Source organism: Anabaena sp. FACHB-83, assembly GCF_014697485.1.
Taxonomy (GTDB): Bacteria; Cyanobacteriota; Cyanobacteriia; order Cyanobacteriales; family Nostocaceae; genus Nostoc_B.
The window spans coordinates 1-15,267 of record NZ_JACJRY010000035.1 but is presented as its reverse complement, the minus strand read 5'-3'; the positions used below and the strand labels follow the sequence as shown (position 1 = coordinate 15,267).

Annotated in this window: 14 protein-coding genes and 1 tRNA gene; 2 read left to right on the top strand and 13 right to left on the bottom strand. The window is 40.2% G+C overall.

Annotated elements, in window-relative coordinates; translation table 11 throughout:
* Positions 1–6: 6 nt before the first annotated feature.
* From H6G79_RS36995 to H6G79_RS27355, 3 genes are all read right to left on the bottom strand, one after another.
* Positions 7–150 carry a hypothetical protein gene (locus H6G79_RS36995; RefSeq protein WP_242048571.1) on the bottom strand — a complete coding sequence of 48 codons (144 nt, stop codon included), beginning with the start codon at positions 148–150 and terminating at the stop codon, positions 7–9.
* Positions 151–190: 40 nt separating this feature from the next.
* Positions 191–313 (bottom strand): hypothetical protein, encoded by a 123-nt coding sequence (locus H6G79_RS37465; RefSeq protein ID WP_277877353.1) that lies wholly within the window; start codon positions 311–313, stop codon positions 191–193.
* Positions 314–403: 90 nt separating this feature from the next.
* Entirely contained in the window at positions 404–1,591 is a 1,188-nt protein-coding gene (locus tag H6G79_RS27355; protein ID WP_190593204.1) for a patatin-like phospholipase family protein, read from the bottom strand.
* A gap of 178 nt (positions 1,592–1,769) precedes the next feature.
* Here H6G79_RS27355 and H6G79_RS27350 point away from each other — a divergent pair, with 178 nt between their 5' ends.
* On the top strand, positions 1,770–2,336 hold the full coding sequence (locus H6G79_RS27350; RefSeq protein WP_190593203.1) for a sugar O-acetyltransferase: 567 nt from the start codon (positions 1,770–1,772) through the stop codon (positions 2,334–2,336).
* A 19-nt stretch (positions 2,337–2,355) separates the two neighbouring features.
* Here H6G79_RS27350 and H6G79_RS27345 read toward each other — a convergent pair whose 3' ends face one another.
* The 10 genes from H6G79_RS27345 to H6G79_RS27300 all read right to left on the bottom strand — a co-directional run bounded on the left by H6G79_RS27345 (position 2,356) and on the right by H6G79_RS27300 (position 14,189).
* On the bottom strand, positions 2,356–2,736 hold the full coding sequence (locus H6G79_RS27345; protein ID WP_190593202.1) for a calcium-binding protein: 381 nt from the start codon (positions 2,734–2,736) through the stop codon (positions 2,356–2,358).
* Between the two features lie 61 nt (positions 2,737–2,797).
* On the bottom strand, positions 2,798–3,436 hold the full coding sequence (locus tag H6G79_RS27340) for a Uma2 family endonuclease (protein WP_190593201.1): 639 nt from the start codon (positions 3,434–3,436) through the stop codon (positions 2,798–2,800).
* Positions 3,437–3,720: 284 nt separating this feature from the next.
* Positions 3,721–5,607 (bottom strand): ATP-dependent zinc metalloprotease FtsH2, encoded by a 1,887-nt coding sequence (gene ftsH2, locus H6G79_RS27335; RefSeq protein WP_190593200.1) that lies wholly within the window; start codon positions 5,605–5,607, stop codon positions 3,721–3,723.
* 707 nt (positions 5,608–6,314) lie between these two features.
* Complete coding sequence (locus H6G79_RS27330) at positions 6,315–6,809, bottom strand: hypothetical protein (protein ID WP_190593199.1); 495 nt, start codon at positions 6,807–6,809, stop codon at positions 6,315–6,317.
* Between the two features lie 279 nt (positions 6,810–7,088).
* Positions 7,089–8,525 (bottom strand): glutamate--tRNA ligase, encoded by a 1,437-nt coding sequence (gene gltX, locus H6G79_RS27325; protein WP_190593198.1) that lies wholly within the window; start codon positions 8,523–8,525, stop codon positions 7,089–7,091.
* A gap of 268 nt (positions 8,526–8,793) precedes the next feature.
* Positions 8,794–8,867: transfer RNA gene (locus H6G79_RS27320), tRNA-Asp, on the bottom strand.
* Positions 8,868–9,017: 150 nt separating this feature from the next.
* Entirely contained in the window at positions 9,018–10,541 is a 1,524-nt protein-coding gene (locus H6G79_RS27315) for a protein kinase domain-containing protein (RefSeq protein ID WP_190593197.1), read from the bottom strand.
* A gap of 56 nt (positions 10,542–10,597) precedes the next feature.
* Positions 10,598–12,193 carry a serine/threonine-protein kinase gene (locus tag H6G79_RS27310; RefSeq protein ID WP_190593235.1) on the bottom strand — a complete coding sequence of 532 codons (1,596 nt, stop codon included), beginning with the start codon at positions 12,191–12,193 and terminating at the stop codon, positions 10,598–10,600.
* A gap of 330 nt (positions 12,194–12,523) precedes the next feature.
* Positions 12,524–13,705, bottom strand: a complete 1,182-nt coding sequence (locus tag H6G79_RS27305; RefSeq protein WP_190593196.1) for an esterase-like activity of phytase family protein — start codon at positions 13,703–13,705, stop codon at positions 12,524–12,526.
* A 115-nt stretch (positions 13,706–13,820) separates the two neighbouring features.
* Positions 13,821–14,189, bottom strand: a complete 369-nt coding sequence (locus H6G79_RS27300) for a PleD family two-component system response regulator (RefSeq protein ID WP_190593195.1) — start codon at positions 14,187–14,189, stop codon at positions 13,821–13,823.
* 269 nt (positions 14,190–14,458) lie between these two features.
* Between H6G79_RS27300 and H6G79_RS27295 the strand changes: the two genes are divergently transcribed.
* On the top strand, positions 14,459–15,115 hold the full coding sequence (locus tag H6G79_RS27295; protein ID WP_190593194.1) for a response regulator transcription factor: 657 nt from the start codon (positions 14,459–14,461) through the stop codon (positions 15,113–15,115).
* Positions 15,116–15,267 lie beyond the last annotated feature (152 nt).

Sequence of the window (15,267 nt, the reverse complement as noted above, 5' to 3'; positions counted from 1 at the left end):
GTAGGTTTATGATACTGTCTGTACAGCTTTCTTCAACTCTTTAAACATCAGCCGTAGAGCGTAAGCAGCAGTTTGTGAGATGACTAAATTACCAAAACCTTTTTTAACCTCACGCTGTTTCACACTGGGGGCAATGTCACCAACTGCCATTCATGTAGTTAGACTCATCTGCATGGTTTGAAGTGTGAGGTTAAGTGTAGCTTCCATCTGTGGCTGTAACTCTTTTGACACCATAGGAAGTAAGTTTAACTTCAGCGATCGCACCACTATTCTGCCAGACTACCTCGAATATCCCAAACATTGGCAATAACATTTACATAAAACTTGTTTCGGGTAAATGACAGACAAACGTCAAACCCAAAAAATATAGAGACGTTACACCTAACATCTCTACATTTTTCTACTAATTACCGTTGAGTTGTAAAAACTTCTGTAAAGCATTGCTTATTGATGGCTGCTGAAGATAGGCATTTGCAGCGTTCACCAAATTCTCCAGATTTTCAGTACTCACATCATCAATGTCATCACTCAATGGCTTACCAGTTAGTTCTCGGTCTAGCTTAAATTGCAAGCGTAAAATTTGGTGATCTGGTACTACCTGTTCTGTAATGTACTGGTGAACACCAGATGACGCATCAAATAATATACCGATGATTGGTTGCGCCCATTGTAACAAACCCCAACCCTCGGCTTTTTCAAATGGGATGATGCGTGTGCGATCGCCTGTACCGATGGAAAGAATGGTAATATCTTCTAGTCGGTTGCCTAATCTTAAAGCTTCAGCTACAGCACAGGCTGATGGATTATTAGCCGCAACTCCACCATCAACCGCAGAGTAGATACATTTAATAGAATACTTTGCCGTATTATCTGGTACGGTTTCCCAAGGCGAATCTAACAAAGCTTCTCTTTTACCACCTTTATATTGTGTGATGGTGCGAGTTTGACCTTTGCCTAAACCATCCGTAATGGTAATTTGGGTATTGTTATAAATATTTTCTGTATAGGAAGCAGTACCATCTAGAAAAACACTACTTTGTTTAGCTTCTACCACTGGCCCTTTGATGATTCTATCTAATTTATGGGCAGGAAAATAAGTAGGAGCAGAGGCAGAAGAAACGCAGATTTCCCATAAAGGAAAGTTATCGTAATCTTTATCTGGTCGCCAACTTTTAAATATTATTGGCTCTCTAGAAATCGTGTCATAAGACGTAATTAATAACTTTGGTTCGTTAACATCAAATAATCTTGTATCACCTAAGTTTTCTTTGAGGACTTGAATTAAACCACTATCAGAAAACTTAGGTGCAGATAAACCATATTTCAGGATGAGGGGAATCCTCTGGGAAGAAAAACGACTTGTATAAGGGAAAATTCTTGAGCTTTTTTGTTGATATAAATCAATGATAGTTTGACTTTTTTTACCTGTGGCGATCGCTGCTGCTAAAATTGACCCTGTAGAAGTGCCTGCAATTAAGTTAAAATACTCGTGTAAAGGTTTATTAATTTGCTGCTCGATAGCCTTCAACATCGTTGCAGACATAATTCCCCTAATACCGCCACCATCCAAGCTTAAAATCCGAAAAGGCATATTCCTCCGAATCTTTATTAGTATTGTTGGTCAGTTCAGTAAATCTAAACAAATTTGATATTAAAAATATAAATGATAAATGTTTGAAAAGTTATTTGCTTAACATTTAAAATCAAAAATTATTTTAGTTTAATTCTGTAAATCTCAATTCTTAATTTATTTCATCAAATAAAAATAGATGGCAAAAACTGAAAAACAAAAAATGTTAGCTGGTGAGTTATACATAGCAGAAGATCCAGAATTAGTCGCGGAGAATCGACGAGCCAGCCAGCTTTTACAAAGGTATAACAGTAGCATTCCTGAACAGCAGGAGCAAAGACAACAAATACTACAAGAACTATTCGCCAAGGTAGGAGAAAAAACTACCATTGTGCCACCATTTCACTGTGACTATGGCAGTAATATTTATGCTGGGGATAAATTATATATGAATTACGGCTGCGTAATTTTAGACTGCAATATAGTTGAAATTGGTAATAATGTTTTGTGTGCGCCCTACGTGCAGATTTATACTGCGTATCATCCCGTAGAACCAGAAATTCGGCTGACTGGTCAAGAACTAGCTGCACCAGTGAAAATCGGTAACAATGTCTGGATAGGTGGAAATGCGATTATTTGTCCAGGGGTCACAATTGGCGACAACACAACAATTGGTGCTGGTAGTGTAGTGGTGAAAGATATACCAGCAAATGTTGTTGCGGCTGGAAACCCCTGTCGAATTATTCGCTATTTATCGGATAATTAAGGAGGTGAAGAGCGATATTCTAGAATTTGTAGCCTCTCGCCAGCCAATAATGCCAATCTGCGATCGCTTGTTCAGTGCTATCATCTGCATCAATAGGCTTAATGTCTGATAATTTTGCCGAATAGACATCATCATCCTTACCCTTAAGGTCAGCTACTTCCACATACATATCTTTTAAACACTCATCATCAGGAGCCATTCCCAGCACCTCAACAGTTTTTTCCTCTATTGTCGAGGTTTTGCGGGATTTTTTCGCCCATTTAGCCATAAACGGACAATTCAAGGCTTCTTCTAAGTAATAATACCAGCCCATTGCCCGATCTTCTTTATCTTCCGCATCTACAATAATTTCTGTGGCGATGCGATTTTCTCTGGTTTCGTCGCGTTCAACACTAGACATAACAATAAAAAACTTACGTATATTGCACCTTGATATGGTATAACGTTTTAGTTATTGACTGTCAATTTTTTTGCTGCTGTCTCACCCAAGCACGAAATGAGCGAATCATAGGAATTTCTCCATTGTTCAAGCTTTCTTGCAAGAAACGGGGAATCTCTGTAGTTAAAGGAAGATTGAAAAAACTTGGTGATACATCACAAGGAATGTACGTACCTTCCTGTAAGCAATAAATTTGCATTACAGGTTCGTCATAACGCCAAACTTCTGGAACACCCAACGCTAAATAAATTGATAATCGATCAACAGAAGCACTGGTGTAGTCTACTTCAATTACTAAATCAGGTGGTGGGTCTTGAGTCAAGTCGAGATTTTGCTTTTGCCGCATCAATGGTTCATTTTGAATGTAAAATGCAGAATCTGGTTCTACGCCACGCAGTAAGTCTGGACGTTTACAAGTTGTAGAACCAATACTTTTGATATTCAGGTTGAGTTCTTCCGCTAAGGTAAAAACTAAGTGTTCTAGTAGCCTATTGTTATATTCATGAGGCATCAACGGTGTCATAATTTCTAGGGTTCCTTGATCATAGGTCAGTCGTGTGGTGCGATTATTACCCATTTCTGCCAACATAATTTCAAAAGTATGCCAACTAATATTTGGGAGAATCCCTCTTTGAGTACTGCTGACTTGTGTAGTTACCATAAAATTTATCCTCCGGTTTTCTCTAACGATATCAAGAAATTTCCTGAATAAAACAGGAGTCATATTAACAGGACTTACGCACCATAATTGTCTGTGGGGATTGGGTGTGGGGGTGTAAGGGATATCTTGTTTGATTAATTTGTTCTACTAATTGTGGAAAGTTTTTTTAAATTCATCAACAGCATTTGGGTCTTTTTTGGATGAGTTGGTCTTGGGACAATAAATACAAATAAAAATGGGCAAGGTTTTACACCCTACCCATTTCTAGAAATATCGTTTAGTAATTACAGTTGCGGTACATACTGTTGTTTTTCAGGAACATCAGTGTATTCAGCAACAATTTGGCGGAATTCTTCACCATCGATGGTTTCTTTTTCAATGAGTAAATCAACGATGCGGTCTGTTACAGTGCGATGTTCACGCATAATTTTCTTGGCGTGTTCATAGCATTGTTCAACGATCACCCGTACTTGAGCATCAATGCGAGAAGCGATCGCTTCGGAATATTCAGATCGGGTTGTCCAGTCACGACCGAGGAATACTTCGCCTTGTTGGCTTTCTAAGGAAAGTGGCCCTAAGTCAGACATCCCGAACCGAGTCACCATTTGACGCGCCATTCCGGTTACTTGCTGCAAGTCGCCACCAGCACCAGTTGTCACTTCCGCCGAACCAAAAATGACTTCTTCAGCCGCACGTCCACCCAAAGCACCAGTAATTCTGGCTTTGAGTTGAGAACGAGAAATTAAACCTTGTTCTTCATTGGGAGTAAACCAAGTTAAACCCTGTGCTTGTCCTCGTGGAATCAAAGTTACTTTTTGTACTGGGTCATGGTCTTTGAGTAAAGTACCCACCAAAGCATGACCAATTTCGTGGTAAGCAATTAAACGCTTACTCTTGCTGTCTACTAAGGGTGTACCTTCCATCCCTGCAACTACGCGGTCAACTGCATCGTCGATTTCGCGCAGGGTGATGGCTTCTTTACGTCTTCTGGCGGTGAGAATTGCGGCTTCGTTGAGTAAGTTGGCTAAATCCGCGCCAGTAAACCCAGGAGTCCGGCGAGAGATGGCTTCTAGTGAAACGCTGGTGTCTAATTTCTTGTTACGTGCATGAACTTGTAGAATTTCCAACCGTCCTTTGATATCTGGCGCATCGACAGTTACTTGTCTGTCAAAACGACCGGGACGTAACAAGGCTGCGTCTAATACGTCGGGACGGTTGGTAGCAGCGATAATAATAATCCCTGTGTTACCTTCAAAACCGTCCATTTCGGTCAGCAACTGGTTGAGGGTTTGTTCTCGTTCATCGTTACCGCCACCGATACCTGCACCCCGTTGTCTACCAACAGCGTCAATTTCATCGATGAAGATGATACAGGGAGCGTTATCTTTGGCTTTTTTAAACAAGTCGCGGACGCGAGAAGCACCGACACCGACGAACATTTCCACAAATTCCGAACCGGAAATGCTGAAGAATGGTACACCAGCTTCACCAGCGATCGCTTTTGCTAGTAATGTTTTACCTGTACCTGGAGGGCCGACTAACAACACACCTTTAGGAATGCGTGCGCCAACAGCAGTAAATCTTTCTGGTTGTTTGAGGAAGGTGACAACTTCTTGTAATTCTTCTTTGGCTTCTTCGATACCAGCCACATCGTCAAATTTCACACCTGTTTTGGCTTCCATTTGAAAACGCGCTCTAGATTTACCAAAGTTCATTGCTTGTCCAGGGCCACCAGGAAGATTGCTGGAGCGGCGGAACAAAAAGAACAAACCAGTAATCAATAAAATTGGGAAAACAAGATTGCCTAATAATCCCCAAATTGCGCCATCATTACGCATGGGGTGAGCATCAAAACTAATTTGTTTTTCTTTAAGCTTGCTAATTAACTCAGGGGCGCTAATTGGCAGGTCTACCCGCCATCTTTGAATGCGATTTTCGATATCTGGATCAATAGCTTCGACAATTGCCGTTCTACCGCCTTCATACAAATCTACGCTAGTGACGCGATCGGCATCCAAGTATTCTAGAAAACGGCCATAAGTCATGCGGGTATTGGCAGCATTCTTACCCATATCCGCAGGAGCATTCGCAAATGCTCCTTGCCAGAAGAAAAAGCCAATTACCAAAGCAGGCAATGTCCAGAGTACTAGGACTCTCCAAGAAAATTTCATCTTAATTTGCCTCTGCCAATACGATTAATCATTTTTAGTTACTTTCTAGCTTGGCACTCATCTAGGGAATCATCTTCCGCAAGATATTGCCGCACTTGGTAACTAGATTTTGCAACGGATGTCTATAAATCCATTTTGTTTAATTTGATGTCTAGTCACACGTCACCACGAATGTGTGACGCTGAAAAGATTCTTAATTAAATTTAACTTAATTTTAATACAGCTTGGATGATGACAGCAAAATTTAAGATGTAGATATTTGGAGTCTCGTGCTGCGATCGCACAGCTTTGAAAGAATTTATCCCAAGTGGCAGTAAAAGTTGTAGAGACGTTGTATACAACGTCTCTACAAGAGTTTTATCGAATGCAGTTTCTATATGACTTACGGCAAAGCCCCTACAGCCATTCTTCACAGACAGCCTTTGTAACTAAATGCTGTTCTCATAGAATTGGGATGATTTCTGAGAAAAACACTAATCCCTAGCCTCTAACCCCTAGTACAGTTCGGCATAAATAAACAGACTATCTAGAATTGCTAAAAGGCTTGTGTTATCACTATTCTTTCTTTTTCCTTTTGCCCTTCGGGTCGCCATTTGACGACAGTTGCCTCAAGTCGGGAGACCCGCCCACGGCACTGTCTCCTTTATGCTGGGAAACCCGTCCACCGCAATGGCTCACTTTTTACTTTTGCCTTGTTGTACTAGTGACTACTTCACTTCAGTAATGGTCAATGTATAAGGATAATACTGACCTTGGTTGTATGAACCTACCCAAACTTGATAATTTCCCGGTAGCCATTCACCACTCATCCCAGCATTTTTCCCTTCAAAATCGTCATTACACCAAGTACCACCAGGGCCTTTCACAATCAGGGTGACATCTTGAGGGCTTTGCACTTGGAGTCTGAGATAATCGAATCTGGTTTTGAGTTCTAAGGTATGGTCTGGTGCTGCATCAACAAACCCATCACAAGGCCCAGTAATTGTTTCTCTTCTCCCAGCAACTTTATTTCCCGAAATTGACCCGCCACTCATTCCCCGCACGGTAATAGGGTCTGGGGAAAAGGGATGGTTAAGGGTCACATCTCCAAATATTGTTGGTGCTTCTTGAGCATGAGTGATGGTATTAGTTGTGGATGCGACACAAAATGCCAACATTGCTAAAGATAATTGTATCCCTCTATTTAAAGATGTTTGCGACATTGCAATTACACAGGTTTCTCAGTGCTTAGAAAGACATGAATTTTACATCCTAAGTTCCCAAAGTGAGAGGAATTGACTAAGGGACTTGCAATTAAAAAAATATCCCATTATTCAGAAGGGGGACAAGGAGGACAAGGGAGACCAGGGGGACAAGGGAGACAAGGGAGACAAGGGAGATAGAGGTTTTGTTGAGTAAACAAATGGGATAATTTATTTTTTGGAATACTCTAAACTAATTCGTAATTCGTAATTAAGTCTTTACGAATTACGAATTATGAATTACGAACTAATTGCTTGATTCAATCTTGCCTTGTCTAAACCAAGATGATTCAGCAGTAACCAAGATTGGATGAGGTCTGGGCCATGAACATCGCCGGTTAAAGCGACACGGAGCGATCGCATCACTAAGCCTTTCTTGACGTTTTGTTGTTTCACCACCTGTTTAATAATTTCTTGAGCAGTGGGTTCTGTGAATTCGGGTTGGTTTTCTAAGGCTGCAAGTATGGCACTCAACACAGCAGAAGCACCTTCTTGTTGCAGTTGTTTACTGCCCTCTTCGGTCAATTCTATGGTGTCGCTGAAAAAGAGTTTGCTCATCTCTACAGCTTCTACCAAACGAGTCAGGCTAGGGCCGATTAAACCAACTAACTGCTCTAACCAAGGACGTTCTCGCCCCTCTACGTTATATCCAGCCTCTTGCCAAACAGGTATGAGCAAATCTGTCAGCTTATCCACTGGCAGATTGTGGATATATTGACTGTTGAGCCAATCTAGTTTCGCCCAGTCAAATTTAGCTCCGGCTTTATTCACCCGCTCAAAGCTAAATTCTTTAGCAGCACCCTCTAGGGTGAAGATTTCTTGAGTAGAATCTGGTGGCGACCAACCCAATAAAGTCATGTAATTGACCAAGGCCTCGGCGGTGAAACCCAATTTCTGAAAGTCGGAAATCGAAGTCACACCATCCCGCTTGGATAGTTTGCGCCCATCCATATTTAAAATTAGGGGTGAGTGGGCAAATACTGGGGCTGCTGCACCCAAAGCTTCATATAACAGAATTTGCTTGGCGGTGTTGGCTATGTGGTCTTCGCCGCGAATGACATGGGTAATTTGCATATCAATGTCGTCAACTACGACCACAAAGTTGTAAAGTGGTTGACCAATGCCATCTGCGGAAGCACGGGCGATTACCATATCACCGCCAAGGTCACTCCCGCGCCACACCATTTTGTCTCGTACCAAGTCATTCCAGACAATTTCGCGGTCATCATCGATTTTGAACCGGATGACAAAGCTACGTCCCTCGGCTTGGAATGCGGCTTCTTGTTCTGGGGTGAGGTTGCGATGACGGTTGTCGTAGCGGGGTGCTTCACCTTTGGCTTTTTGGGCTTCGCGCAACGCCTCTAATTCTTCTGGGGTGGTGTAGCAGCGATAAGCTAATCCTTGATCTAACAGTTTTTTGACTGCTGTTTTGTACAAATCTAGGCGCTGGGATTGGAAAAACGGGCCTTCGTCCCAGTTGAGTCCCAGCCAGCGTAATCCCGCTAAGATATTGTCTGTGTATTCGGGACGCGATCGCTCTAGGTCTGTGTCTTCAATACGTAAAATAAACTTACCCCCGTGGTGGTGGGCAAATAACCAGTTAAATACAGCAGTTCTGGCTGTACCAATATGTAAGTTGCCAGTTGGGCTTGGTGCAATACGGACTCTAACAGTCACAGTTAATTCTCTCTTTCACAAAGCATGATTAATTTAAAGCAAAATTCAGCATCAATATATAGTGGCGGAAAAAGACCCGCAACTAATTTTAGACTGCTTTATTGATTGCTAAATTTTCAATTTAGCGTGGTGTTTCACCACTGATAACACGCTGAGACTGAGCAAGTTTCGCTCTAGCGGTATAGGTTTATAAAATTACGACTTCATTTTGCTAATAATCTGATGATGATTTATCCTTTACATCAGCATTCAGCAGCTTGGTTTTGAACGGGACTGACGGGGCTCGAACCCGCAACTTCCGCCGTGACAGGGCGGTGCTCTAACCAATTGAACTACAGTCCCTTAATTTGCAACTTTATTAGTATCGCTCTTTTTTCGAGCTTTGTCAAGTTACTTTTTTGCTTTGGCTTTTGGGGCGGCTGCATTTTCACTCAACGATTTCCTATTATAACGTTTAAAATAATTTTGGCAAGGGGTTGCTGATTTAAGTTTTTAAGTTGAGGAAGCCGCCACCTGTAGTTGAGAAGATAGATGTTCTAGTATCTGAGATTGGATTTGCTTGTACTGCTGCTTGAGCAAATTCTTGCTTGTCTGGGCTTGATCAGAGTGTGGCAAGATTTTACTTTGTTCGAGCCACTGTGTTAATCTTTGGCGCTGGGTATTAGTGATGTGGGTGTTCAGCACTGTAACACAGCTATGGGGTAGTTCCAAGGTAAAGCAAATCAAGGAATAGCGCCTATATTCGATCAAAGCCGAAACCAGTTCTTGGTTTTGGGGATTCTGCATATCTAAATAGCAAGGTAGCCATTTCGGGCCGAGTTCGGAATCGTAAAGCAGCGTGATCCATAGCAGCATCGGGTAAGGCGTTGTGATGAATACAAAATGGTTGTAACGCTGACACAGAACTCGTTTTTTGATTTCTTGTTTAGGTAACATCAGCCACAAAGCTGCAAAATTCCCTTGGGGTGTGGGGAAAATTTGGGGAAAGACAATTTCTTGAATGGGTTTATTGGATGGCCAGACAAGTTTAGCCAAATTGGTTTTTAGGGTTGGAGGTAAATCAGCAGCAACATTTAAATGAGGATTGTATGTGGAAGTTAAAGGTGTGGGTAAATTCTGACAGCTTGATTTTTCTAGACTATCTAAGACTTGTAGAATTTCTGCCATGTTTTGCGGGCGATCGCCTGGTTTTTTCGCCAAGCAAGCCATGATTAAATTGTTGAGTTGTGGGGGTAATTCGAGGTCGGGGCTGACAGATGCGATCGCTCGTGGTGGTTCAAAGTTATGGGCTTTATACCAAGCACCAAATAAATCTGTTTCCGGCTGCCAAGGTTTAGCCCCTGTCAGCATTTCATACATTATCACACCCAAGCTATAAATATCGGAACGACTATCAATATCTACACCTTCTAATTGTTCAGGAGAACAATAGGGTAAAGTACCGTTAAAGCCTCTGTTAGTATTAACTGTATTTGTATAATTAATAAATTTAGCAATACCAAAATCGAGGATTTTGACTAACTTTCCTAAAATTGGGTCTGGCAGGACTAATATATTAGCTGGTTTAACATCTCGATGCACTAAGGCATAAACTTTGCCATCAATATTAATTCCTTGGTGGGCGCATTGTAAGCCTAAACAAATCTGACGTATCAAAATTAAAAACTTAGGTAATGGTATCGGTATTAAATCTTTTAAACTTTTACCATTGAGATATTCCATAACATAAAATGGCTTACCTTCCGCACTCACTCCATAATCATAAGCCCGCACAATATGAAGACTTTTTTGACTTAAAGCAGCACTCAACATTGCTTCTCGTGCAAAGTCTTGCTGCATTTTTTCACTACAAAATTTTTGAGTTAAAAACTTGACGGCAACAGGTGTTCCACCTAATAAAATATCATCGGCTAAAAAAACTTCACCCATACCACCACTGCCAATCAACTGTTTTAGCTGATAGCGATTGGCCAGCAATCCTGTAACCCGTGGAGAGATGAATGCACTGTGATTCACTTTTACAACCTCTAATATTGCCGCAATTAAATAATTAAAAATTTATTTCATATTTTTTAAGGCCTTGATAAAATTTGGCGAATTTTATCAAAGATTTGAGACAGCCAAGCTCTAAAACCTAGCTTGGCAATTTGTTGTCTTTCTACTAATTTTTGTAAAATTTCGGACTTTAACTTTTGGTATTCTGCTTTTAAAACTGTTTTAGCTTGTTCCGAGGCGATCGCTTCATTATATTTCTGCTCTAGTTCTAACCAATCTGTTAGTTGCTGTCTTTGTTTTGCTGTCAGAGTTAGTGTCATGACATTAGCACATTGAGTTGGTTCTTCCAGTGCAAAAAAAAGTAAGTGATAATAGCCTCTGTCAGCTAAAAGTTGAGCAATTTTTTGGCCTCTGTTATCTTTTAAATCTAAAAAATAAGATAGCCATTTTGTCAGGGAAGATTGAGCATTATATAACACTGTTACCCACAACAGCATCGGGTATAAGTTCATTTTGTCGATAAACTCTGTACTGTGATATTTATCACAAAAATTAACAATTTCTTGCTTGGGTAACATTGCCCAAAAAGTAGGAATTACCCCTTGGGTAGTATGTAGTAAATGGGGAAACCCGATTGAGGAAATTGGTTTATTTTTCGGCCATGTTTTTTGTAAACACTCTTTCTCTGAGATTGAAGTGACTGGAACTAAGTTTACGGGAGATTCCAATTTATCGCTATCAATTTCTAGGGCTATATCTCTCGCCACCTGTCGCTTAATTTTTTCTAGAACCACTAAAATTTGACTAATAGTTTGCGGACGTTCAGTTACTTCTTTAGCAAGACAAGTTAATAATAATTTTTTTAATGCTTTGGGAATTTTGACATCAGGGTTAATTTGTTCTGGTGTTGGTGGCGCTTGGAAACGATGAGCTTGATACCAACTGCCAAAAGTATTACTATCTGTTTTAAATGGGTGTTTTCCTGTTAACATTTCAAACATTAAGACACCCAAACTGTAAATATCAGAGCGAACATCTAATAGTTTGCGCCCTTCCATGTGTTCTGGAGAACAATAAGGTAAACTCCCAATAAAAGAATCAGTCAGCGTCATACCGCTACGTTCTGTTAAAAATTTAGCAATGCCAAAATCAAGGATTTTCACTACCTCACCTTGTTGAGCATCATCAATAATGAAGATATTTTCTGGCTTAATATCTCGATGCACAATTGGATAAATTTCACCTTTTAGACTAATGCCTTGATGGGCGCACTGTAAGCCTAAGCAAATTTGCTGACAAATATCAATAAATTTTCCCAGGGTTAATGGTTGTACCTTCAAAATCTGCTTGAGATTTTTACCTTGAAGATATTCCATGACATAAAACGGCGTTTTATCATCCGTCATGCCATAGCTTAAGACTTGAACGATATTTTTACTTTTACGACCCAACTGAGCGCCAATAAAAATTTCTCTGGCAAAGCGTTGCGATATTTGCTGGTTTCCTAAACTTAGCATTAAAATTTTGACAGCGACTAAAAGACCACCTTTCGCTGCATCTTCTGCTAAATAAACTCTACCCATCCCGCCTTTGCCAATCAAATCCTTTATTAAATAGCGATTATTTAAAAACTTTCCAATATAAATATCGATGTCGGTTTTAGGCACTACCATATTTGGAAATGTCACGCTATAAAATTTGAAAATCAATATTGCTCAAGCTTTTATTGTAACCATTAATAAGTTTACTTACTTTAGAGAATCAATTATAAGTTATAAAACTCACTTTAAGAGGAAATAAAGGTTTAATAAAACACTAATTGATTGTTCTGCAAAATCGCTTAAACATTATGTAACATATTCATTAAGAAAATAAATGAGAAAATCCACTGAACCCAAGGATACTTGGAAGATATCTGGGTTCTAATAACAGTAAATCCACGGTTAAAAATAATCATCACTCCAAGTAGTTCCCAGGGAGTCTGAAGGCGTATTTCCAGATAATCACCAACGGAAAAAACTTAGCATCCGACGGAACCATCTGAGAATAGGTGGTTCGATTTTAAGTTGAAAAGCTAAAAACTGAGTACGCTGTAGAGAATTAAAATTATTATCGCTGACTAGAATTAATGAACGTTGTCCATTAGGTAGCCAAGGGCCGAGTGTTAACCCTTCCAGATTGTCTAGAGCTACGTCTAGGGTTCGCAAATCGAACAAAAGTTTTTTCCTTACTGGATGAATATTTCTGGAGGTGCTAAGAAGGCTGTCAATATTGTGAATATCATCAGCATCAGCTAGAGAAACTTGAAATAAAAAAATCGCAAATCCTAACCCTGTAAAAGACCTTTCTAAACTTACAAAGTGTCCTTGATTATCTAAGGCGAGTAAATCTGGTAAGCCACTAGCAAACTTACCAGTTATATCTAGCAACGGTGCGACTGGCTCAGTTTGGTACAAAAATTCACTTTCTGGCTGCTGGGTGAAGAGATTATATTGCAAAATTCGGCAAAGTGTACCAATATTTGGTTTAGCCACTGAACCATCTTGAATTAAGGCATTTTCAGTTGCGGTGAATAAATACTGATGATTGGGGGTAATAGTCAGACTTTCAAAAGCTAAATTATTGCGAATACCTATTTTAGCTTTTTGATCTGGTAAGAATTTTTTGGGTATTTTGAGTGTTGTCATACTTCTACCAGAAGCTAAGGAAAACTCTTGTATAAAAGGGTTAATTGATTTTTCCCTATCTCCTTCAGAGGAGATAAAAACAGTATCTTGATTAGTTAAAGCAATTCCTTCGGTATCGGTGGTTCCAGGGAGAAAGTTTTTTCCATCTTGATTTAATAGCATTGTTACGCCGACAGGCACAACATCATCATTTTCTAGCAAACCTTTGCTCAAATCGATTTTAAAAGTATAGAAACGTGTGGGGGCTTTTTGCCCTCTATCGTCGGAAATAGCATAATAAAGGTCATTTTTGACATCGTAGGTAATGCCTGATAAACCACCGACTTCAGTTTTTTGAAAAGATAAATTTTTGGTTAATGTTGCTTCTCCAATAAAATCTACACTGCTGATTTCAACAGTATTGGAGGTGGAATTAATCATTAAAATTGTGACAATTAAAATCCCAATTCCTAAATAAATAATTTTGGGTAATTGCCAAATTTTTTTAACTATTTTCATGTTGATGACCTTACAAGAGCAGGCGATCGCAGATAGCCATTTAATTCACCCATAGTAAACGAGCAGGTGATTTTACTAACATAACAAGTGGGACTGAGTGAAAACTTTGGTGAGACTAATTAGAATTGAGTACCTGGTTGATGGTTTGGATTAGTTCCTGGGGTTGAAACGGTTTGCTGATGTAGGCGATCGCACCCATCTTTAGCCCCCAGTAGTGATCAGACATACCAGCATTAGAAGAACAGAAGATGACAGGCACTGCCTGAGTTTCAGGATTACGTTTGATTTTGCGGCAGACTTCATAACCATTCAACCGGGGCATAACTATATCAAGAATGATAATGTCTGGGCAATCAAATTGAATTTGCTCCAGAGCTTCTATGCCATCGCAGGCAGTCTTAACATCAAAGGCGTTTGCTTTCAGTAATTCTTCTAAGAGATGACGTTGAGTGTAGCTATCTTCGACAACCAGGACGGTACTCATTTGATTTACTCCATTCAATGAGTTCATCCTAAAAAAACTAGATGCAGAAAACATGAGACATCCGTCCCCATTTCAGCTAGGTCTAAAGTCCTAGTAACAAATAGGACAGCAGAATCTTGCGACTGAAAGAAGAAAAGGTTAGGGTTGAGGGAATCATCCGAATTGAAATTGGTAAGCTATTAAGCGTGCAGTTTAAATGACGATTAGCTAATAGCTTTCAAATCCAGGTATATTGTCCGGTTTATTTTTTCAGTCATTTTTCTTAACCCATGCCGCCCATTCGTGTGCTGATTGTTGATGACCAAACCCTAATCCGTCGGGCGTTGTCCTTATTGCTGGTCGAAGATCCCCGACTGGAATTGGTGGGGGAAGCGGAAAGCGCAGAAGTGGCGATCGCTCAGATGGAAATTCTGAAACCAGACGTAATTCTCATGGATATTGTCATGCCAGGAATGGGAGGCGTTGAAGCTACCAGAGTGATTTACCAACAATTTCCAGAGACAAAAATTTTAGTACTTAGCATTGATGATGATGATGAGAATATTGCTCAGGCAATGCGGTATGGAGCAGCAGGTTATCTGTTAAAAAACACCCCTGTAGAAGAATTGTCTCTAGCGATTCAGGCAGTTCACAAAGGCTATACCCAATTAGGGCCGGGCGTAGGACGAAAGTTAATTCAGCGTATCCCCGATCCTGGGATTAATCTGGATGTCGAGTGGAAAAAACTCACCCGCCGCGAACAGGAAATTGTGCGCTTGATTGCTCAAGGGGCGAATAATCGTGAAATTGCAGAGGTGCTGTTTATTTCTGAGAAGACGGTAAAAAACCACATTACCAATATCTTGAGTCGTTTGAATTTACGCGATCGCCTCCAGATTGCTTTATTTGCCACATCAAATCCCACCCATATCACCAGCAAAGCCTGATATTAACATTCGACCAAAAGCAGACAAAACCACAACCATTACAGCACTTGCGTCTGTTATGAGGTACAATAAATTAAAATATAAATACCTCTAAATGAAGTCATACTCTGTCGATCTTCGAGAAAAAATAGTTGCAGCACATCTTCAAAAAA